Below are 20,085 nucleotides of genomic sequence, written 5' to 3'. Positions count from 1 at the left end.
TTTCAGCCGTATTGCGTCTTCTTCTTGATTCCGTGGGGCATGGGGCCCATCGAGCACGGAGCAGGAGCAGAAGCTGTGGTTCACAAGAAAACAGGACAAGGCGCGCCGGTGGGTGCGCGCCTGACGATGGCCGCGATCGCGGTATTGCTGGCATGCGGCGCGGGGGCCGCCCACGCGCAGGCGACGGCGCCGGTCGCCATCGACATGCCGGCGCAATCGCTGGACCAGGCCCTCAAGCGCCTGGCCGAGACGCATGGCCTGCAGATCTTCTACGCGCCGCAAACCGTGGCCGGCATGCAGGCGCCGGCGCTGTCCGGGGCGATGACGCCGCAACAGGCGCTGGCGGCGCTGCTGCAGGGCAAGCCGCTGCGGCTGCGGCAGGAGGGTTCGGCCACCATCATCGAACCCGAGGCGGCCAGCGGCGGCGCCACCGTGATGGCGCCGATCGAGGTCAGCGCATCGCGCACGTCCAGCAACCTGGTCAGCCCGGTGCAGCAGACCATCGTGCTGGAACGCGATGCCTTGCAGGAATTGCGGACCGGTTCGGACAGCCTGGCCACGGTGCTGGCCAAGACGGTGCCGGGCATGGCCGATTCCAGCCGCACCATGACCGACTACGGCCAGACCTTGCGGGGACGCGGCGTGCTGGTGCTGGTCGATGGCATTCCGCTGAACACCAACCGCGATTCCTCGCGCAATCTCGCCAACATCGATCCGGCCAGCATCGAGCGCGTCGAAGTGCTGCGCGGCAGCAGTTCGATCTATGGCGCCGGGGCCACCGGCGGCATCGTCTCGATCACCACCCGGCCCGCCGGCGGCGAACCGGTGGCCGAAACCACCGTGACCGCCGTCAGCCCGCTGAGCCGCTTGAACGCGGACGGCCTGGGCGGCCAGCTGCAACAGCATTTCGCCGGCAGCCAGGGCATGCTGGACTACGCGCTGGACCTGGGCGCGCGCCACAATGGCGCATCCTATGACGCGCACGGACGGCGCATCGCGCCCGAGCCCAGCCAGGGCGACCTGTTCGATTCCAACATCTACAGCCTGGGCGGCAAGCTGGGACTGCGCCTGGACGACAAGCAACGCCTGCAGCTGTCGGCCAGCTACTACAACGCCGACCAGAATTCCGACTACACCTCCGATCCGTCGGTCGGGCGCCTGCCGCCGGGCACGGCGCGCGCGCTGCCGCTCAGCGGCCTGGACCTGGCCGACCAGAACCAGATCCGCAATACGCTGGTGAACCTGGAATACCAGCACCTGGACCTGCTGGGCAGCAAGCTCACGGCGCAGATGTACTACCGCGATTACTACACCCGCTTCACGCCGTTCGACGCGCGCGCGGTGGTGACACGGGGCGGCAACGTCGACCAGGTCATGCAGAACAGCAAGGTGTTCGGCAGCCGCCTGACCATCGATACGCCGCTGGGCGAGCAGTCGAAGGTGCTGTGGGGCGCGGACTTCAACCAGGAACGCAGCGACATGCCGATCGACGTGTTCGACGCGGCCGCCTACGACGCCAGCGGCGGCCGGGTGTTCCGCAAGACCGGGCGCCTGACCTACATGCCCGAGCTGACCTCGCGCAGCACCGGCATCTTCAGCCAGCTGGAGCATCGCTTCAACGAGCAATGGTCGGTGCAGGGCGGGGCGCGCTACGAGTATGCCACCGCCCGTTTCGGCGACTTCGTGCCGCTGTCGCAGTCGCGCGTCGCCTCGCCCACGAAGGTGCAGGGCGGCTCGGTCAGCTACGACGCCTTCCTGTTCAACGCCGGCCTGACCTACGCGCCGATCCGCGGCCAGGAGCTGTACGCCAACTTCAGCCAGGGCTTCCAGCTGCCGGACATCGGCGTGCAGATGCGCAATGCGCGGCCGGGCTTCGACATCGGTTCGTCGGACCTGCAGCCGGTCAAGACCAACAACTACGAAATCGGCTGGCGCGGCGGAGTGGGCAACACCACGGCTTCGCTAGCGCTGTTCTACACCACCTCCAAGCTGGGCGATGTGCAGAGCTTCAACAACGGCCTGATCCTGACGCGCACCGAAGAGCGCATCCACGGCATCGAGGCGACGGTGGACTACCTGACCGACGACGAGAAATGGGGCACGGGCGGCACGTTCACGTGGATGAAGGGGCGCGAGCGGCCCGACAACGGCCAATGGCGCGACATGACCGGCTACCGCATCCCGCCGCTCAAGCTCACCGCCTACCTGCAGTACCGGCCGAACGAGCGCTGGAACAACCGCATCCAGGCCAACTACTTCGGCGGCAAGGACTACCGGCTGGACGGCCTCGAAAGCTTCGGCCGTCGCGACGTGGGCAGCTACTTCACGGTGGACCTGATGAGCCGCTACCAGGTCACGCCGAAGGACACGCTGATCGTCGGGGTCGAGAACCTGTTCAACCGCGACTATTACCCGCTCTACAGCCAGCTGATGCGCACCAGCACCAATACCAGCCGCCTGCCGGCCCCGGGCACGGTGCTGACCCTGACCTACCAACATCGCTGGTAGGCCGGACGGGCCCTGGCGCGCGTTCAGCGCCAGGGCTGCCAGTCCACCTCCAGGTTCTCGCATAGCCAGGCGCAAAAACCCGCGGCCAGCGCGTTGCGGCTGTCGCGGTGCACCAGCCAGCGCCAGGTCGGGCCGCGCACGGTCTGCGGCGTCATCGGCGCAAGCAGGCCGTCCTCGCTCGCGCGCCGCGCCAGCAGCGCCGTCACCAGGGCGATGCCCAGGCCCTGGCTGGCGGCGTCCAGCAACAGCCCCGGATCCGAGAAGTTCAGGCCGCTGTCGCGCTGGCCGACGTCGGCGCCGCCCTGCATGCGCCAATAGCTCCAGTCCATCTCGCGTTCGCCGTGCAGGGTCACCCGCTGCGCCGGGTCGGCCGCCAGCAGGCGCGGATGGCAGGCGGCGTACAGCCGGTCCTCGCACAGTACGCGGAAATCGCAATCGGCCTGCGGGCCGATATCGTCGCGCAAGGCGATGTCGATGGTCTGCGTCGCCATGTCCGGCGCCTCATCGCTGGTGTAGAGCCACAGATCGACCTCGGGATGGCGCTCATGGAACGCCTGCAGGCGCGGCACCAGCCAATGGCGCGCGAACGCCGGGCTGGTGTTGACGATCAGCTGGTTCGGCTTGCGGTACTGGTCCAGGCGGCGGATGCCCGTCGCCAGTTGCAGCAGCATCGCCTGGGTGGTGCCGAGCAGGTCCGCGCCGGCGTCGGTCAGCGTCACGCTGCGCCCCTGGCGCAGGAACAGCGGCTGCTCCAGGTAGGTTTCCAGGCTGCGGATCTGCTGGCTGATGGCCGACTGGGTCAGGTGCAGCTCGTCGGCGGCCTTGTGGAAACTGCCCAGCCGCGCCGCCGCCTCGAAGCCGCGCAACACGTTCAATGGGGGCCATTGTTTGAGCATATTGATAAGCAAATCTAATCAGATGTCCGCTAAATATATCGCTTGTTGGCGGTGTCCGGCGCGCTCTACGATGCATTCATGGGTCGCAGGCCCGATTTTCCCCTCGTTGTCACACTGATTGGATTTGCTTATGTTTACCCGCCGCCTTTTCGTCAAACAGCTTTCCGCGCTCGCCGCGGGCCAGGCGCTTGCCGCCGCCGGCTTCGGGCTGGCCGCGGGCCCCGCGCGGGCCGGTGCCGGCGGGCAGTGGCGCATGCCCGACGAAGCCGATCGGCAGGCCCGGGCCTTCATCGCCTTCGGCGCGCAGCCGGCGATCTGGAAGGACTTCACGCCCGATGTGCAGGCCGCGCAGGGACGCATCGCGCGCGCCATCGCGCGCTACCAGCCCGTCACCGTGTTCTGCCGCGAGGCCGAGATGGCGCTGGCCCGGCGCCACTGCGGCGACGCCAACGTCACCTATCTGGCAGCCGAGCTCGACGACATCTGGATGCGCGACATTGGCGCCAACTTCCTGGTGAACGGGCAGGGCGGCCTGACCGCGATGGACTTCAACTTCAACGGCTGGGGCGACAAGCAGCGGCACGCGGCCGACGCCTTGCTGGCCGGGCGGGCGGCCAGGGAGACGGACGCGCGCCACGTGCGCAGCGAGCTGGTGGGCGAGGGCGGCGGCATCGAGGTGGACGGCCGCGGCACCGGCATCATGACCGAAAGCTGCTGGGTCAACGACAACCGCAATCCGGGCTGGAGCCGCGCCGAGGTCGAGGAGGAACTCAAGTTCTGCCTGGGGCTGCGCAAGATCATCTGGCTTCCGGGCATCAAGGGCAAGGACATCACCGACGCCCACGTCGACTTCTACGCCCGCTTCGCGCGGCCCGGCGTGGTGGTCGCCAACCTGGAGGAGGATCCGGACTCGCACGACTACGACGTGACCCGCGCGCACTTGGAGATCCTGCGGTCCGCCACCGACGCCGACGGCAACCGGCTGCAACTGCACACGCTGTCGCCGCCGCGCCGTCCCCGGGCCAGCGTCTACCAGGAAGACAACGACGATTTCGCCGCCGGCTACATCAACTATTTCGTCATCAACGGCGCCGTGATCGCGCCCGAATTCGGCGATGCCCGCGCCGATGGCAAGGCGCGGGACCTGCTGCGCGCCCTGTATCCCGGCCGCGACGTGCTGCAGCTGGACATCGACGCGATTGCTTCGGGCGGCGGCGGGATCCACTGCGTGACGCATCAGTTGCCGGCGGTCTGAAATGCCTTCGTCACCGCGCGGCCGCTACACAACCCGCGGTTGTTAATTTCCGACTTTTAATTCATTTGGATTTCGCCGCTTTGGGCCTAGATTGTGGGTTCCGCCGCCACCTGTTCTGGCGGCCAGCCTGGAGGCCCTTGCGCCATGAGCTACGACACCCCCGAAGCCGCCGTCACCGAACGGATCCTGCCTGCCACCCTGGAGCAGGCGCGCGCCGCGGCGCTGGCGCAGCATCTTCCCTACGCGGGCGGCGTTTCCCCCTCGGACGCCTGGGCGCTGGCGCAGAACGGTGACGCGGTGCTGGTGGACGTGCGCTCGGCGGAAGAGCGCAAATTCGTCGGCCACATCCCGGGCACGGTGCACGTGCCCTGGGCCACCGGCACCAGCCTGACCCGCAATCCGCGGTTCGTGCGCGAACTGGAGGCCAAGGTGGCCAGCGCCGGCGGCAAGGACGCCGTGGTGCTGCTGCTGTGCCGCAGCGGCAAGCGCTCGGCGCTGGCGGCGGAGGCAGCCGCCAAGGCGGGGTTCTCGGCGGTCTTCAACGTCTTCGAGGGCTTCGAAGGCGAGATCGACGCCAATCAGCATCGCGGCCTGAGCGACGGCTGGCGCCATCGCGGCCTGCCCTGGGTGCAGGACTGACATGGCGGCTTTCGATCTGGAGGGTGTGGTGCGCGCCCTGGACGGCATCCGCGCCCAATGGCGCACTTCGCAGCAGCGCGCCCGCGAGCCGGGCGAGCGCGAGTTTCCGTCGCGCGAGGCGCTGGCCGATATCTTCGACAAGTTCAAGCGCGCGCTTTTTCCCATGCGCCTGGGCCCGGTGGACATGCGCCACGAAAGCGAGAATTTCTACGTTGGCTACACGCTGGACGCGGCCCTGCGCAGCCTGCTGGAGCAGGCGCGGCTGGAACTGCGGCGCCATGCGCCGGCCGACGCCGGTGTCGACGAACACGCCGCCGCGATCGTGCGCCGGTTCGCCGCCGCGCTGCCGGACGTGCGGCGGCTGCTCGACAGCGACGTGCTGGCGGCCTATCACGGCGATCCGGCGGCGCGCAGCGTGGACGAGGTGCTGCTGTGCTATCCCGGCATCCACGCCCTGATCCATCACCGACTGGCGCACCAGCTGTACCTGTTGGACCTGCCGCTGCTGGCGCGCATCGCCGCCGAGATCGCGCATGGCGAGACCGGCATCGACATCCACCCCGGCGCGCAGATCGGCCCGGGTTGCTTCATCGACCATGGCACCGGCGTCGTCATCGGCGAGACTGCCCGCATCGGCCGCGGCGTGCGCATCTATCAGGCTGTGACGCTGGGCGCCAAGCGCTTCACCACCGATGCCGACGGCAATCTGGAAAAAGGGCTGGCGCGACATCCCATCGTGGAGGACGAGGTCGTCATCTATGCCGGCGCCACCATCCTGGGCCGCGTGACGCTGGGCCGCGGCGCGGTGATCGGCGGCAACGTCTGGATCACCGGCGACGTGGCGCCCGGCGCCACCGTCACGCAGGCAGGGCCGCGCAGCACGCCCCAGGCGGATGCCGGCCAGGCACGCCAACGCGAGCGCGCCGCCTGACCGCTTTTTCCCCAAGGGCTTCGGCCCTTTCTTTTTGTCTGTTGTTTGCGTGTTTGTTCACTTCGGAGATTTCAATGAGTGCCACCGTAGGCGGGACCGTCGCACTGGGCGACAACGGCGCAAGGCAGTTGGCCAATGCGACCAAGACCGTACCCCAACTTGCCACCATCAGCCCGCGCTGGCTGACGCATTTGCTGCAATGGGTGCCGGTCGAAGCAGGCATCTACCGCCTGAACAAGGTCAGGAATCCCGAAAACATCAAGGTGACGTGCACCGCGCGCGAAGCCGAGAACCAGTTGCCGCGCACCTTCGTCGAGTACGAGGAGCAGCCGCGCGAGTATTTCCTGAATGCGGTCAGCACGGTGCTGGACGTGCACACCCGCATCTCCGACCTCTACAGCAGCCCGCACGACCAGATCAAGGAACAACTGCGCCTGACGATCGAGACCATCAAGGAAAACCAGGAAAGCGAACTCATCAACAACCCCGATTACGGCCTGTTGTCGCAGGTGACGGAGGAGCAGCGCATCTTTCCGCTGACCGGCGCGCCCACGCCCGACGACCTGGATGAGCTGCTGACCAAGGTCTGGAAGGAACCCGCCTTCTTCCTGACGCATCCGCTGGCCATCGCCGCCTTTGGCCGCGAAGCCACGCGGCGCGGCACGCCGCCGCCCACGGTCAGCCTGTTCGGCTCGCAGTTCATCACCTGGCGCGGCATCCCCCTGATTCCGTCCAACAAGGTGCCGGTGGCCGACGGCAAGACCAAGATCCTGCTGCTGCGCGTGGGCGACAAGCGCCAGGGCGTGGTCGGCCTGTACCAGCCTGGACTGCCGGGCGAACAGAGCCCGGGCTTGTCGGTGCGCTTCATGGGTATAAACAACCATGCCATCGCGTCCTATCTGATTTCGTTGTACTGCTCGCTGGCGCTGCTGGCCGACGACGCGCTGGCGGTGCTCGACGATGTCGAGATCGGCAAGTACCACGACTATCCCGACACCTACAAATAGGCCGCAAAATGGCTGTCGCCGATTCCTCGCCAAGTTTCGCCGCCCTGGCCGGCGGCGTGCCGGGCGCGCCCGAAGCGCCCATCGATCCGGACGTGCTGGCGCGTCTGGCCAATGCCTTCTTCACGGCGTTGCCGGGGCGGCCGGCGCCGGCCGGCCTGCCTGCGGCGGTCCCGCCCGGGATACAGGCCCCGGTCAACGTCGCGCCGCCCGGCTCGCCCCTGGTCAGCCCCGCGGGACTGGGCCCGGGCGTGCCCGGCACGCCGATCCCGCAGGGGATCGCGCCCGGCGCCAACCTGGTGCCGGCCTCGCCGTCGCCCTTGCCATCGCTGGCGCACCGCGCGCCGGCGCTTTTGCCGCACGCCCTGGCGGGCAACGGCCTGCCCGATAACGTAGTGACGGCGGTGCCGGCCTACGAGCCGCGCTTCGGCGCCGGCGCCACCGGGATCGCGCCCATCGGGCCGGCGGCCCGGCCCGACGCCGGGGCAGGAGAGACCATCCCGTACTATTTCCTGCAAGGCGGCCAGGGGCTCCCGGCCGGGCCGGAAACCGTGCTGGGCGCCACGGCGGTCAGTGACGGCCTGGCCGGGCTGGCCTTGCCTGTCCGGGGCGACACGGCCACGGTGCCGGCCCCGTCGGCGCCGGCCGCGGCCTCGTCGGACCCCCGCTATTACTTCGTGGATGCGGTCGTGCTGCCCAGTGGCTACGTGACGCCAGCGCATCCCCAGGCGCGGACCGCGCCGCACGCGGGCGCCGATGCCCATCCGCCGTTCGACGTGCACGCGGTGCGGCGCGATTTCCCCGTGCTGCAGGAGCGCGTCAATGGCCGCCAATTGGTCTGGTTCGACAACGCTGCCACCACCCACAAACCGCAGAGCGTGATCGACCGGATCGCGTATTTCTACGCCCACGAGAACTCCAACATCCATCGAGCCGCGCACGAACTGGCGGCGCGCGCCACCGACGCCTATGAAGGCGCGCGCGAGCGGGTCAGGCGCTTCATCAACGCGCCCGACGTCAACGAGGTGATCTTCGTGCGCGGCACCACCGAGGCCATCAACCTGGTGGCCAAGAGCTGGGGCGCGCAGCACGTGGGCGAGGGCGACGAGATCATCGTCTCGAACCTCGAGCACCATGCCAACATCGTGCCCTGGCAGCAGCTGGCGGCGGCCAAGGGCGCGCGGTTGCGGGTGATTCCGGTGGACGATACCGGCCAGATCCTGCTGGATGAATACCAGAAGCTGCTCAACGACCGCACCCGCATCGTCGCGGTGACCCAGGTGTCGAACGCGCTTGGCACGGTGACGCCGGTCGCGCGCATTATCGAGCTGGCGCACCGGGTCGGCGCCCGCGTGCTGGTGGACGGCGCGCAGTCGGTGTCGCACCTGCGGGTGGACGTGCAGGCGCTGGGCGCGGATTTCTTCGTGTTTTCCGGCCACAAGATCTTCGGGCCCACCGGCATCGGCGTGGTCTGGGGCCGGCGCGAGGTGCTGGAGGACATGCCGCCCTGGCAGGGCGGCGGCAACATGATCGCCGACGTGACCTTCGAAAAGACGGTGTTCCAGCCCATTCCGAACAAGTTCGAAGCCGGCACCGGCAATATTGCCGATGCGGTTGGGCTGGGCGCGGCGCTGGACTACGTGACGCGCCTGGGCATCGAGAACATCGGCCGCTACGAGCATGACCTGCTGGCCTACGGCATGCGCGGGCTGGGCGCCATACCGGGCGTGAGGCTGATCGGCACCGCCGCCGAAAAGGCCAGCGTCATGTCCTTCGTGCTGGACGGCTACAGCACCGAGGAAGTCGGCCAGGCCTTGAACGAGGAGGGCATCGCGGTGCGCACGGGGCATCATTGCGCGCAGCCGATCCTGCGTCGTTTCGGCGTGGAAACGACGGTGAGGCCCTCGCTGGCGTTCTACAACACTTACGAGGAGATCGACCGCCTGTTGGCGGTGGTGCGGCGCTTGGCGTCGGTCCGCCGCGGCGGCTGAGCGCGGACCCACCCGGACGGCGCGGCATGGGGCGCGGGACGGGGCCGCGCGCGTGTTCTAATACGCGTTTTACGAGCCCTTGAACCCTGACACGGTTCCGCTGCCTCATGTTGCGCCTGACCGAAATCATCCTGCCCCTGTCGACCTCCCAAGCGGATATCGACGACACCCTGCGCGCCGCGGCCTGTAGCCGCCTGGGAATCGCCCCCGATGCCCTGCGCGCGCTGACCATCTTCCGGCGCAGCTACGACGCGCGCAAGCGCAGCGCGATCACGCTGACCTATTCCGTGGACGTCGAGGTGGCCGACGAGGCCGCCGTGCTCAAGCGCGTCGCCGGTCTGCGCACGGTAATGCCGACGCCGCCCATGGAATACCAGTACGTCGGCCAGGCGCCGGCCGATCTGCCCGAGGGCAGTCGCCCGGTCGTGATCGGCTTCGGTCCCTGCGGCCTGTTCGCGGCGCTGATCCTGGCCCAGATGGGGTTCCGGCCCATCATCCTGGAACGCGGCCGGGTGGTGCGCGAGCGCACCAAGGACACCTGGGGGCTGTGGCGCAAGAACACGCTGCAGCCCGAGTCGAACGTGCAATTCGGCGAGGGCGGGGCGGGCACGTTCTCGGACGGCAAGCTGTCGACCCAGGTCAAGGATCCCAAGCACTACGGCCGCAAGGTGCTGCAGGAGTTCGTCGCCGCAGATGCGCCGCCGGAAATCCTGTACGTCAGCAAGCCGCACATCGGCACCTTCCGCCTGGTCAAGATGATCGAGCAGATGCGCGCGCAGATCGCGACGCTGGGCGGCGAGTTCCGTTTCGAAAGCCGCGTCGACGACATCGAGATCGAAGACGGCCGGGTGCGCGGCGTGCGCCTGGCGGGCGGGGAGTTCATCGCCGCCAGCCACGTGGTGCTGGCCGTGGGCCACAGCGCGCGCGACACCTTCCGCATGCTGCACAAGCGCGGCGTGTTCATCGAACCCAAGCCGTTCTCGCTGGGCTTTCGCATCGAGCATCCGCAGTCCGTGATCGACCGGGCCCGCTTCGGCCCGAGCGCCGGCCACCCGGTGCTGGGCGCGGCCGACTACAAGCTGGTGCACCACGCCGGCAACGGCCGCGCGGTCTACAGCTTCTGCATGTGCCCGGGCGGCACGGTGGTGGCCGCCGCGTCGGAACCCGGCGGGGTCGTGACCAACGGCATGAGCCAGTATTCGCGCAACGAGCGCAACGCCAACGCGGGCATCGTGGTGGGCATCGAACCCAAGGACTTCCCGGGCATCGAAAACTCGCCGCTGGCGGGCATCGACTTCCAGCGCCATTGGGAGGCGCGCGCCTACCAGCTGGGCGGCGGCGACTACAGCGCGCCGGCGCAACTGGTGGGCGACTTCCTTGCCGGCCGGCCGTCGACCGCGCTGGGCAGCGTGACGCCGTCGTACAAGCCCGGCGTCAAATTGACCGACCTGTCGGCCAGCCTGCCGGACTACGTCATCGCCGCCATCCGCGAAGCCTTGCCCGCGTTCGAGCGGCAGATCAAGGGTTTTTCCATGCACGATGCCGTCCTCACCGGCGTCGAGACGCGCACCTCGTCACCGCTGCGCATCACGCGCCGCGACGATTTCCAGAGCATGAACACGCTGGGCCTGTTTCCGGCGGGCGAGGGCGCAGGCTACGCGGGCGGCATCATGTCGGCCGCCATCGACGGCATGAAGGTCGCCGAGGCCGTGGCGCTGCACTTGCTGGGCCGCGACGACATCACCGGCGGCAACCGCCGCGGCGCCAGCGACGACTATTGACCGGCTTCGGCGTGGCGGCGCGCCCCGCGCGCCCTGCCAGCGGGCTCAGGCCGCTTCCATCGCGGCTGTCTGCCGCGCCGCATCGCTGCCCGCCACCAGGGTCTTGCGGAAGATCTCGACCAGCGGCCGCAGGTTGACCTTGTGCCACGCCGCCCATAGCGGCGTGCGGTACGAAAACCACGACAACTCGCGCAATACCACGCCGGCCGGCGCCTGATGGCGCAGGCTGCGCTGGATCGTCGTCACCCCCAGTCCCGCCGCCACCAGGCCCAGCGCCGCCAGCGGCTCGGTCGCCTCCAGCGAGATGGCGGGCGTGAAGCCGGCCTTGGCGCAGGCGGCGATGAAGGTGTCGTGCCGCAACGCGCTTTCCTTGTGCATCACGCCGATCCATTTCAGTTCGGCCAGGTCCTGCGGGCTGATGGCGTCGGCCGTGGCCAGCGGATGGCCGGCGGGCAGCGCCAGCAGCATCGGGTCGTTGAGCACCTGGGCCGACTCCAGGTCCGGGTCGTCGGGTGGCGGCGGCTCGCACACCAGCGCGATATCCAGGCTGCGCTGGCGCAGGCCTTCCAGCTGGACGTCCGATTGCTGGTTGTAGAGCGCGATATGTACCGCCGGGCGGCCGTCGCGCAGCTCGCGCAAGGCGTCTGGCAGCACCCCGGAATGCATCGCGTATTCCAGGTAGCCGATGCACAGCCCGCCTTCGTCGCCGCGGCCCAGCCGCCGCGCCAGCGATTCGAGCCGGCTGGCGTGCGTCAGGAAGGCGCGCGCCTCGGCCAGGAAGGTGCGTCCGTCACGGGTGAGGCGGATGCGCTGCTGGGAACGCTCGAACAGCACCAGGCCAAGCTTTTCCTCCAGCTGCGCGATCTGCCGGCTGAGGGGGGATTGGGAAATATGCAGCCGCTCGGCGGCGCGCCCGACGTGTTCGTCTTCAGCGACGGCAACGAAATAGCGGAGTTGGCGCAAATCCATAATTAAGACCTAAATTGACTCAAATTGCGCAAATTATGTCTTGGACAGACTCAACTGGCAACCCTAGACTGGCTCCACTTCAACTGATTTGCAGGAGCAAACATGAGCATCAAAGACAAGCTGGCCGGTGGCGTCATCGGCTTCGGCACGGCCCCGCTGGGCAATATGTTCCGTGACATCCCCGAAGAACAGGCGCAGGCAACGGTGGATGCCGCCTGGGAGCAGGGCGTGCGCTACTACGATACGGCACCGTTTTACGGCGCCGGCCTGGCCGAGATCCGGCTGGGAGACGCGCTGGCCCGGCGCAAGCGCGACGACTACGTGCTCAGCACCAAGGTCGGCCGCGTCATCCTGGATGAAGTCGAGGACGCCGGCGCTCGCGCCCTGGGCGAAAAAAGCGGCCTGTTCGCGGCCGGCCGCCCCAACAAGATGATCGACGACTATTCCGCCGACGCCACCTTGCGGTCGATCGAGGACAGCCTGAAGCGGCTGAAGACCGACCGCCTGGACATCGTCTGGGTCCACGACATCGCCCAGGATTTCCATGGCGACGAATGGTTGTCGTATTTCGAGGTGGCCCGCAAGGGCGCGTTCCGCGTCCTGACCCGCCTGCGCGACGAAGGCGTGATCAAGGCCTGGGGCCTGGGCGTGAACCGGGTCGAGCCGATCGAACTGACGCTGGACCTGGCCGAGGCGCAACCCGACGGTTTCCTGCTGGCCGGCCGCTACACGCTGCTGGACCATGAACGCGCCTTGCAGCGCCTGATGCCCAAGGCCGCCGAGCGCGGCACCGACATCGTGGTGGGCGGCCCGTACAGCTCCGGCATCCTGGCCGGCGGCTCGCACTTCGAATACCAGGAGGCGCCGGCCCACATCATCGCCAAGGTCGAACGCATCAAGGCGGTGGCGCAGCGGCACGCCGTCGGCATCAAGGCGGCGGCGCTGCAATTCTCGCTGGCCAACCCCGCCGTGGCGGCGGTGATCCCGGGGGCCAGCCGGCCGCAGCGCATCGCCGAGGACGCCGCCGCCCTGGCGGAAACCATTCCCGCCGATTTCTGGCGCGAACTGCGCGAACAGGGTTTGGTGGCCGCCAACGCGCCGCTGCCCATCGACCGCATCTGAGCCAGGAGACCGACATGGCACAAGCCTCTGCAAGCATCACCCTGCCGGCGACGCCGGACCGCGTCTGGCAACTGATCGGCGGCTTCGATTCGCTGCCCGACTGGCTGCCTTACATCCCCAGCAGCGAACTGAGCGAGGGCGGCCGCGTGCGCAGCCTGCTCAATCCCGACGGCGACGCCATCGTCGAGCGGCTGGAAGCCTTCGACAACGACGCGCGCAGCTACACCTATTCCATCCTGCGGGCGCCTTTTCCCGTCACCGGCTACCGCTCCACGCTGCGCGTGGTCGGCATCGACGACGGCCACGCCGCGCGGGTGGAATGGTCGGGCAGCTTCACTCCGGCCGGTGTCAGCGATGAAGACGCCGCCGCCCTGTTCGAAGGCATTTACCGCGACGGCCTGGCGGCGTTGAAGGATACGCTGGCCTCGATGGCCTGACAGGGCGAGCCCGGCATGGAAAGGGCCGGCGCGCACCTGTCCAGAGCGAAGGGGGAGCAGGGGAGAGATAATTCCATCCGTAGGGCACTGATCGGCCTTTCCGTCAAACAGGAACCCCATGAAAACCCATCTGAATCGACTCCTGCTCGCGGCCGCGCTGGCCGGCGGCGCCATCCCCGTCCATGCCGCGGGCGTGGACTACCGCATCGACCCCGAACACACGCAGGTGGTGGTGACCTGGAACCACCTGGGCTTCTCGAAGCCTTCGGCGCACGCCGGCGACATCCAGGGCGTGATCCGCTACGACGCGGCCAACGTTTCCGCCTCGTCGGTCAAGCTGGACGTGCCGCTGGCGAGCTTCACCTCGCATGTGCCGAAGCTGGACGAGATGCTGCGCGGCCCCGAATTCTTCGCCGCCGGCAAATATCCCGCCATCGGCTTCGAAAGCACCTCCGTCGAGGACAAGGGCAACGGACGGCTGCTGATCCACGGCAAGCTGCGCATCAAGGACCACGAGAAAGCCATCGTGCTGGAAGCCAGGCAGAACAAGGCCGGCGTGCATCCGATGGCGCAGCGGCCGGCAATCGGCTTCGACGCGGCCACGGTCCTCAAGCGCAGCGATTTCGGCGTCCAGGCGTACGCGCCCGACGTCAGCGACGAGGTCACGTTGCGCATCACGGTCGAAGCGTTGGCCGACGCGGCGCGCTGAGCATAGCGGTGACGAACGGCTCGTCTAAGCCTGGCGAGCCGTTGTTGTCGGCGCACGGTTATCGGTGGGCCGGCAACAGGCAACGTGTCGGGAAGATGCGGAGAGTCGAGCCACGGGGGACGCGCGCCTGGACCGACATAAAATACGCATAATGTATATTATGTAAAGTCACGAATGGATCCGGGCCCACGGATTGCTGGGATCGGCACGGCCATCTATTCAATGATTCTCGAATCATTGTATTATTCCGCCATGAATGAAGATCAAACCGTTCTCGCCCTTGGCGCCCTGGCCCACACCCAGCGGCTTCGCGTTTTTCGCGCCCTCGTGGTGGCTGGCCTCGGCGGCCTCACGCCCAGCGTGCTGGCCGACCAGCTGGACGTCGCCCGCAATACCTTGTCCTTCCATCTGAAAGAGCTGTCCCATGCCGGCCTGGTCACCATTGAGCAGCAAGGCCGCAATCTGATCTACCGGGCCGACTTCTCGCGCATGAACGGGCTGCTGGGCTATCTCACCGAACACTGCTGCCAAGGGGCTCCCTGCGAGATCTCCGACTCCAGCGGTTGCACAACCTGCTGATCCCCGAATATCCGATCCTCCACTCGTTGCCGCCAGGAATTTCGATGTCACGTTCTCCTTTCAAGGTACTGTTTCTCTGCACGGGTAATTCCGCGCGCTCCATACTGGCCGAAGGCCTGCTCAACGGGCTGGGTGGCGACCGCTTCCAGGCCTATTCCGCTGGCAGTACGCCCAAGGGCGAAGTTCACCCGCTGGCGCTCTCCACGCTGAGCTCCTTTTCGCTGCCGACCGACGGCTATCGGAGCAAGAGTTGGGACGAGTTCGCGGCGCCTGAGGCGCCAGGGATGGACTTCATCATCACTGTCTGCGACAACGCCGCCGGCGAGGTCTGCCCGATCTGGCCAGGTCAGCCCATGACGGCGCATTGGGGCGTTCCCGACCCCGCAGCCCACGAAGGAACCGAGCAAGCGCGCCGCAAGGCGTTCCAGGATGCCGCGCGCGTACTCAAGCGCCGCATCGAGCTGTTCCTTTCCCTGCCCATGGAACGCCTGGACGCAATGTCGCTCCAGGCCGAATTGCGTGGTATCGGCAAGGCCCGGGAGTAAGTCATGTCATCCAATGCACAGGCAGCCGCGAGCACCCCGCGGACGCGGGACGGGATGAGCCTCTTCGAGCGTTACCTGACGCTCTGGGTGTTTCTCTGTATCGTCCTGGGCGTGGTCCTTGGCCAGCTCATGCCGGCCTTGTTCCAGGCGATCGGGCATCTCGAAGTCGCGCAGGTCAATCTTCCCGTCGGCCTGCTGATCTGGGTAATGATCATCCCGATGCTGCTCAAAGTCGATTTCGGCGCGCTCGGCCAGGTCCGGCAGCATTGGCGCGGCATCGGCGTGACGCTGTTCATCAATTGGGCGGTCAAGCCGTTCTCGATGGCATTCCTGGGATGGCTGTTCATCCGCCAGGTCTTTTCCCCCTGGCTGCCCGCCGACCAGCTGGATAGCTACATCGCGGGCCTGATCCTGCTCGCCGCCGCGCCGTGTACCGCAATGGTGTTCGTCTGGAGCCGGCTGACGGGCGGCGATCCGGTATTCACGCTATCGCAGGTCGCGCTGAACGACACGATCATGGTGTTCGCATTCGCGCCCATCGTGGGATTGCTGCTCGGCCTGTCGGCCATCTCCGTACCCTGGGACACCCTGCTTGTGTCAGTCGGGCTGTACATCGTCATCCCGGTCATCATCGCCCAGCTCTGGCGCCGCGCGTTGCTGCGTCGCGGGCAGCAGGCGTTCGAGGCGGCCCTGGCCCGGATCGGGCCGTTCTCGATGGCCGCCCTGCTCCTGACGCTGGTGCTGCTGTTTGCGTTCCAGGGCGAAGCGATCATCGGGCAGCCGCTGGTGATCGCCATGCTGGCGGTGCCGATCCTGATCCAGGTGCTGTTCAATTCGGGGCTGGCGTACTGGCTCAATCGTCGCCTGGGCGAAAAGCACGACATTGCCTGCCCGTCGGCGCTGATCGGAGCCTCCAACTTCTTCGAGCTCGCCGTCGCCGCCGCGATCAGCCTGTTCGGATTCCAGTCCGGCGCCGCGCTGGCGACCGTGGTGGGCGTGCTGATCGAGGTGCCGTTGATGTTGCTGGTCGTACGTGTGGTGAACCGCTCCAGGGACTGGTATGACGCGGGCGCCAAGCGGAGCTGACCGGTGACGGGCGCCCCCGTCCGGGTCGTCGGCGCCCTGGGCACCGCCCAGACGCTGGCCTGGGCCTCCTCCTACTATCTGCCTGCCATGCTGGCGGCGCCGATGGCGGCTGATCTGGGCGTTGCGACGCCTACCGTCTTCGCGGCCTTTTCCGGCGCGATGGTGGTGTCGGCCCTGGTCGGCCCGTGGGCGGGGCTGGCGATCGACCGCCACGGTGGCCGCGTGGTGCTGGCCGGCACCAGCCTGGTATTCGCGCTCGGATTGGGCATGCTGGGTTTTGCCCAGGGTCTTTGGACGATGGTCATCGCCTGGCTCGTCATTGGCGCAGCGATGGGCGCCGGCCTGTACGAGGCGGCGTTCTCCAGCCTGGTTCGCCTGTATGGACAGCACGCCCGCGGCGCGATCACGGGCATTACGCTGCTCGCGGGATTTGCCAGCACCGTCGGCTGGCCGCTGTCGGCCTGGATGGAAACTCGGTTCGGGTGGCGCAACGCGTGCCTCGGGTGGGCCGGCATACATTTGCTGATCGGCTTGCCGCTGAACGCCTGGCTGCCCACGCTGCCGTCCCCGGCGCAGCCCGAACGGACTGCCGCCGCGGACCCCGCGCAGGCGATTGCGTCGGCATCCCCTTCCCCCGTTGCCGCGGCCGGGGGGGCTGGATACGCGACCGCCCTGCTCGCCTTCGTGTTCGCCGCAACCTGGTTCATCAGCACCGCGATGGCCACGCATTTGCCGCGGATGCTGGAGGCTGCCGGCGCCACGCTCGCCGCCGCGGTCGCCGTGGGCGCCCTCGTCGGTCCCGCGCAGGTGGCCGGCCGCGTGCTGGAGTTCGGGCTCCTGCGGCGCGTCCACCCGTTGCTGTCGGCGCGCCTGGCCGCGCTGGCACACCCCGCCGGCGTGACCGTGCTGTTGATGGCGGGGCCGGTGGCGGCCCCCCTTTTCGCGATCCTGCATGGGGCGGGCAACGGCATCCTCACCATCGCGAAGGGCACCTTGCCGCTGGTGCTGTTTGGCGCCCAGGGCTATGGCGCGCGCCAGGGCTGGCTGATGCTGCCGGCCCGCATCGCCCAGGCGCTTGCCCCGCTGCTTTTCGGGCTGGCGCTGGACGCCTGGGGGGCCAACGCTTTGTGGCTGTCCGGCGCCATCGGCCTGGCAGCCTGTGGCGCGCTGATGCTGCTGCGCGGCCCGCCCCACACACATTGAAATTCCCGTCTTGCGTCCAGAGAGGCATTGCATGAGTTCCACTCCCATTCATCACAACCCTATGGAAGGCATTACGCCGGCAGCGTTCGCCGACTTGCCCAACATCGATCCATCCCGGTTCAACCGGCCGTCCCCCGGGGAATTGTTCTCTCCCCGGCGCGCCACGCACGCGCCGCGCTTCCTGGTGCTGTATGGCTCGTTGCGCGAGCGTTCCTACAGCCGCCTGGTCGCCGAGGAATCCGCGCGGCTGCTTCAAGCGCTGGGAGGCGAAACCCGCATTTTCAACCCGTCCGGGCTGCCGCTGGTCGACGACGCCAGCGATGATCACCCCAAAGTCCGCGAGCTTCACGAGCTGGTCCAGTGGTCGGAAGGCATGGTGTGGAGTTCGCCGGAGCGCCACGGCGCCATGACCGGCCTGATGAAGACGCAGATCGACTGGATTCCGCTGTCGGTGGGCGCGGTGCGCCCGACCCAGGGCAAGACACTGGCCGTCATGCAGGTGTCCGGCGGCTCGCAGTCGTTCAATGCCGTGAACCAGATGCGGGTGCTGGGCCGCTGGATGCGGATGCTGACGATACCCAACCAATCCTCGGTCGCCAAGGCCTACCAGGAGTTCGACGATGCCGGGCGGATGAAGCCCTCGCCCTACTATGACCGCATCGTTGACGTCGTCGAGGAACTGATGAAATTCACCTTGCTCACGCGTGACGTCGCGCCCTACCTCGTGGACCGCTACAGCGAACGCAAGGAAACCGCCGCGGCGCTGTCGCACCGGATGCGGCAAGCCTCCATCTAGACGGCCCCTGGCGTCCCCCCTTCGCGGCATTCAGCCCGGGTGGAACTTGTACAGCGCATACGCCAGAAAACCCGCTCCCAGCGCCAGGTGGATGGCAATCCCCTGCCGCCCTTGCAGGATCGATGCCGGATGCCTCGCGCGCACCAGGCAGGCGAGCAAGCCGGAATGCGCCAGCAGCAGCCCGACCGGCCACAGCGACAGGTAAAGCAGCACCCCGAGCGGATCGGGACCGTAGCCGTCGCCGTGGCGCGGCGCTTCGTAGACGGCGACGGTGATTGCCCAGACCGCCAGCGCCAGCAGGCTCGCCACGAAACTGATCCGGTAGTACAGAAACAAGGAACCCCCTTTGCTTTTCCCGGGGCGCCATCGGCCCCGGTTGTGGCATTCATGCAAACGTTCCCGGCTCAATTTCCCAGCAGCCGCACCGTCTGCGGGTTGTAGCCGGAATAGGCGCCGGCGCCGCAGGCCACGACCGCTTGCGCCTGCGGCGGCACGCCCGTGGCGCGCACGGCCAGGTCACCCCCGCGCAGGCGCATTTCGCGGAACCGTTCCGCAGCCACCGACCCGTCGGGTAGGAAATACAGCCGCACGCGTGGCAGGCCCTTGTCGGGATCGGCCTGGCTCGCGGCACTGAAGGCGGGCACCACCACCCTCGCCTCCTGCCAACGCGACGGATCCTGCAGCGTCTGCCAGCGCACGCGCAGCGGCTGTTCCAGGTCCAGCATCGCGGGGCTGCCGCCGCGCGCCGGGTCGCAAGGCTGGCCAGCCTGGCTGCGCGCGGGATCGCCGCCCAGATCCAGCGTCTGGCCGTTGATCTCCAGGCGGGCGATGGCGTGCGGGCTGTGGTTGTCCAGGCTGACGATGGCCAGCCCGGCAACGCGGGCCGCGGTCATGGCGTCCTCGGTGCTGGCGGCAAAGCGGCCGAGGCTGGGCGCCACCTCGACGCGATCGGGGTAATGGAAGTACTGATAGACCAGCAGCGCCGCTTCGCCGTAGGCGAATGCCGGCAGCAGCTTGCCCAGGTCGGGCGCGGGCAGGCGTCGCAGCGGCTGGGAATCGCCGGCCTGGCCGTCCTGCGAGGAATACGCATAGCGTTCGACGTCCGGCTTCAGGTGTGCGCCAGCGTAGGGAAACGTGCCAGTGGCAACCAGGTCCGGACCGGGATAGCGGCGAAAACGCGAGAAGCGGTCGTTTGTCGCCGAAGCGGGTTCCATATAGGGCTGGCCGCCGCCGTCGGTCGAGGATCCGGCGCGATAGTCCAGCCAGAGCGTGCGTCCGCTGAAGTTGACGTGGTTCTCGGTGATCGCCGGGTTGGCGCCGCGGAAGCGGTCGGCGCCGGCCTGGCGGATCTGGTCGTCGATCGGCACGATCATCAACGCCACCAAAGACGGCAGGAACAACAGTCCGTGCACCCTCGCGGGCACCTGGCCGCGATCCCGCACCAGGTACACGATCCAGGTCAGCACCAGCACGATGGCCAGCGGTCCGCCGAACAGGACGCCATATGACAACAGCGCCGCCATGCCCCAGCCGAGGTTGTCGCTGGAGACGGCCACCAGCCCCAGGAATGCCAGGAGCGTTGCCAGCACCAGCGACACGATGATGCCAAACAGATAGTTCTTGGTCTTCAAATC

At 67.9% G+C, this 20,085-nt stretch carries 19 protein-coding genes; 15 read left to right on the top strand and 4 right to left on the bottom strand.

Annotated elements, in window-relative coordinates; genetic code table 11:
• Positions 1–126: 126 nt before the first annotated feature.
• The gene (locus tag ACUTAG_RS30180) at positions 127–2,508 is read left to right on the top strand and encodes a TonB-dependent siderophore receptor (protein ID WP_148319061.1); all 2,382 of its coding nucleotides are present in this window, start codon (positions 127–129) and stop codon (positions 2,506–2,508) included.
• A gap of 23 nt (positions 2,509–2,531) precedes the next feature.
• Here ACUTAG_RS30180 and ACUTAG_RS30175 read toward each other — a convergent pair whose 3' ends face one another.
• Positions 2,532–3,404, bottom strand: a complete 873-nt coding sequence (locus tag ACUTAG_RS30175) for a LysR substrate-binding domain-containing protein (RefSeq protein WP_054439847.1) — start codon at positions 3,402–3,404, stop codon at positions 2,532–2,534.
• Positions 3,405–3,534: 130 nt separating this feature from the next.
• Between ACUTAG_RS30175 and ACUTAG_RS30170 the strand changes: the two genes are divergently transcribed.
• The 6 genes from ACUTAG_RS30170 (at position 3,535) to ACUTAG_RS30145 (ending at position 11,005) form a co-directional block, all read left to right on the top strand.
• Entirely contained in the window at positions 3,535–4,659 is a 1,125-nt protein-coding gene (locus ACUTAG_RS30170; RefSeq protein WP_054439845.1) for an agmatine deiminase family protein, read from the top strand.
• 144 nt (positions 4,660–4,803) lie between these two features.
• Positions 4,804–5,298 carry a rhodanese-like domain-containing protein gene (locus tag ACUTAG_RS30165; protein ID WP_054439844.1) on the top strand — a complete coding sequence of 165 codons (495 nt, stop codon included), beginning with the start codon at positions 4,804–4,806 and terminating at the stop codon, positions 5,296–5,298.
• Position 5,299: 1 nt separating this feature from the next.
• The gene (epsC, locus tag ACUTAG_RS30160) at positions 5,300–6,229 is read left to right on the top strand and encodes a serine O-acetyltransferase EpsC (protein WP_054439841.1); all 930 of its coding nucleotides are present in this window, start codon (positions 5,300–5,302) and stop codon (positions 6,227–6,229) included.
• 74 nt (positions 6,230–6,303) lie between these two features.
• A complete protein-coding gene (locus tag ACUTAG_RS30155; protein ID WP_054439839.1) occupies positions 6,304–7,236 on the top strand; it encodes a family 2A encapsulin nanocompartment shell protein in 933 nt (310 codons plus the stop codon).
• An 8-nt stretch (positions 7,237–7,244) separates the two neighbouring features.
• Positions 7,245–9,224, top strand: a complete 1,980-nt coding sequence (locus ACUTAG_RS30150; protein WP_148318949.1) for a family 2A encapsulin nanocompartment cargo protein cysteine desulfurase — start codon at positions 7,245–7,247, stop codon at positions 9,222–9,224.
• A 107-nt stretch (positions 9,225–9,331) separates the two neighbouring features.
• Positions 9,332–11,005: an NAD(P)/FAD-dependent oxidoreductase gene (locus ACUTAG_RS30145; protein ID WP_148318951.1), complete on the top strand. Its 1,674-nt coding sequence runs from the start codon at positions 9,332–9,334 to the stop codon at positions 11,003–11,005.
• 45 nt (positions 11,006–11,050) lie between these two features.
• On the opposite strand, the gene ACUTAG_RS30140 is transcribed toward ACUTAG_RS30145, so the two are convergent.
• On the bottom strand, positions 11,051–11,977 hold the full coding sequence (locus tag ACUTAG_RS30140) for a LysR substrate-binding domain-containing protein (RefSeq protein ID WP_148318953.1): 927 nt from the start codon (positions 11,975–11,977) through the stop codon (positions 11,051–11,053).
• Positions 11,978–12,076: 99 nt separating this feature from the next.
• Here ACUTAG_RS30140 and ACUTAG_RS30135 point away from each other — a divergent pair, with 99 nt between their 5' ends.
• From ACUTAG_RS30135 to arsH, 8 genes are all read left to right on the top strand, one after another.
• The gene (locus tag ACUTAG_RS30135) at positions 12,077–13,096 is read left to right on the top strand and encodes an aldo/keto reductase (protein WP_049054371.1); all 1,020 of its coding nucleotides are present in this window, start codon (positions 12,077–12,079) and stop codon (positions 13,094–13,096) included.
• A gap of 14 nt (positions 13,097–13,110) precedes the next feature.
• Positions 13,111–13,533 carry an SRPBCC family protein gene (locus ACUTAG_RS30130; protein ID WP_053498846.1) on the top strand — a complete coding sequence of 141 codons (423 nt, stop codon included), beginning with the start codon at positions 13,111–13,113 and terminating at the stop codon, positions 13,531–13,533.
• Between the two features lie 118 nt (positions 13,534–13,651).
• Positions 13,652–14,242 carry a YceI family protein gene (locus ACUTAG_RS30125; RefSeq protein WP_053498860.1) on the top strand — a complete coding sequence of 197 codons (591 nt, stop codon included), beginning with the start codon at positions 13,652–13,654 and terminating at the stop codon, positions 14,240–14,242.
• A gap of 252 nt (positions 14,243–14,494) precedes the next feature.
• A complete protein-coding gene (locus ACUTAG_RS30120; protein WP_035181149.1) occupies positions 14,495–14,821 on the top strand; it encodes an ArsR/SmtB family transcription factor in 327 nt (108 codons plus the stop codon).
• 44 nt (positions 14,822–14,865) lie between these two features.
• Positions 14,866–15,366 (top strand): arsenate reductase ArsC, encoded by a 501-nt coding sequence (locus tag ACUTAG_RS30115; protein ID WP_054443384.1) that lies wholly within the window; start codon positions 14,866–14,868, stop codon positions 15,364–15,366.
• Between the two features lie 3 nt (positions 15,367–15,369).
• The gene (gene arsB, locus ACUTAG_RS30110; protein WP_026385025.1) at positions 15,370–16,452 is read left to right on the top strand and encodes an ACR3 family arsenite efflux transporter; all 1,083 of its coding nucleotides are present in this window, start codon (positions 15,370–15,372) and stop codon (positions 16,450–16,452) included.
• A 3-nt stretch (positions 16,453–16,455) separates the two neighbouring features.
• Positions 16,456–17,655, top strand: a complete 1,200-nt coding sequence (locus tag ACUTAG_RS30105) for an MFS transporter (RefSeq protein WP_006384121.1) — start codon at positions 16,456–16,458, stop codon at positions 17,653–17,655.
• Positions 17,656–17,686: 31 nt separating this feature from the next.
• Positions 17,687–18,451 (top strand): arsenical resistance protein ArsH, encoded by a 765-nt coding sequence (gene arsH / locus ACUTAG_RS30100; protein WP_227740192.1) that lies wholly within the window; start codon positions 17,687–17,689, stop codon positions 18,449–18,451.
• A 30-nt stretch (positions 18,452–18,481) separates the two neighbouring features.
• Here the strand turns inward: arsH and ACUTAG_RS30095 are convergent, their stop codons facing one another.
• Both ACUTAG_RS30095 and ACUTAG_RS30090 read right to left on the bottom strand, forming a co-directional pair.
• The gene (locus tag ACUTAG_RS30095) at positions 18,482–18,787 is read right to left on the bottom strand and encodes a hypothetical protein (RefSeq protein WP_054444831.1); all 306 of its coding nucleotides are present in this window, start codon (positions 18,785–18,787) and stop codon (positions 18,482–18,484) included.
• 68 nt (positions 18,788–18,855) lie between these two features.
• Positions 18,856–20,082 (bottom strand): hypothetical protein, encoded by a 1,227-nt coding sequence (locus ACUTAG_RS30090; RefSeq protein ID WP_148318955.1) that lies wholly within the window; start codon positions 20,080–20,082, stop codon positions 18,856–18,858.
• Positions 20,083–20,085 lie beyond the last annotated feature (3 nt).

Source organism: Achromobacter sp. CSND-B12 (assembly GCF_052906545.1).
The sequence above is the reverse complement of the archived record's forward strand: the minus strand, read 5'-3'. Positions and strand labels throughout refer to the sequence as shown.

Coding starts and splice junctions, on each gene's coding strand:
- ACUTAG_RS30180 (WP_148319061.1), top strand. CDS start 127: ATGGCCGCGATCGCGGTATTGCTGGCATGCGGCGCGGGGGCCGCCCAC.
- ACUTAG_RS30175 (WP_054439847.1), bottom strand. CDS start 3,404: ATGCTCAAACAATGGCCCCCATTGAACGTGTTGCGCGGCTTCGAGGCG.
- ACUTAG_RS30170 (WP_054439845.1), top strand. CDS start 3,535: ATGTTTACCCGCCGCCTTTTCGTCAAACAGCTTTCCGCGCTCGCCGCG.
- ACUTAG_RS30165 (WP_054439844.1), top strand. CDS start 4,804: ATGAGCTACGACACCCCCGAAGCCGCCGTCACCGAACGGATCCTGCCT.
- epsC (WP_054439841.1), top strand. CDS start 5,300: ATGGCGGCTTTCGATCTGGAGGGTGTGGTGCGCGCCCTGGACGGCATC.
- ACUTAG_RS30155 (WP_054439839.1), top strand. CDS start 6,304: ATGAGTGCCACCGTAGGCGGGACCGTCGCACTGGGCGACAACGGCGCA.
- ACUTAG_RS30150 (WP_148318949.1), top strand. CDS start 7,245: ATGGCTGTCGCCGATTCCTCGCCAAGTTTCGCCGCCCTGGCCGGCGGC.
- ACUTAG_RS30145 (WP_148318951.1), top strand. CDS start 9,332: ATGTTGCGCCTGACCGAAATCATCCTGCCCCTGTCGACCTCCCAAGCG.
- ACUTAG_RS30135 (WP_049054371.1), top strand. CDS start 12,077: ATGAGCATCAAAGACAAGCTGGCCGGTGGCGTCATCGGCTTCGGCACG.
- ACUTAG_RS30130 (WP_053498846.1), top strand. CDS start 13,111: ATGGCACAAGCCTCTGCAAGCATCACCCTGCCGGCGACGCCGGACCGC.
- ACUTAG_RS30125 (WP_053498860.1), top strand. CDS start 13,652: ATGAAAACCCATCTGAATCGACTCCTGCTCGCGGCCGCGCTGGCCGGC.
- ACUTAG_RS30120 (WP_035181149.1), top strand. CDS start 14,495: ATGAATGAAGATCAAACCGTTCTCGCCCTTGGCGCCCTGGCCCACACC.
- ACUTAG_RS30115 (WP_054443384.1), top strand. CDS start 14,866: ATGTCACGTTCTCCTTTCAAGGTACTGTTTCTCTGCACGGGTAATTCC.
- arsB (WP_026385025.1), top strand. CDS start 15,370: ATGTCATCCAATGCACAGGCAGCCGCGAGCACCCCGCGGACGCGGGAC.
- arsH (WP_227740192.1), top strand. CDS start 17,687: ATGAGTTCCACTCCCATTCATCACAACCCTATGGAAGGCATTACGCCG.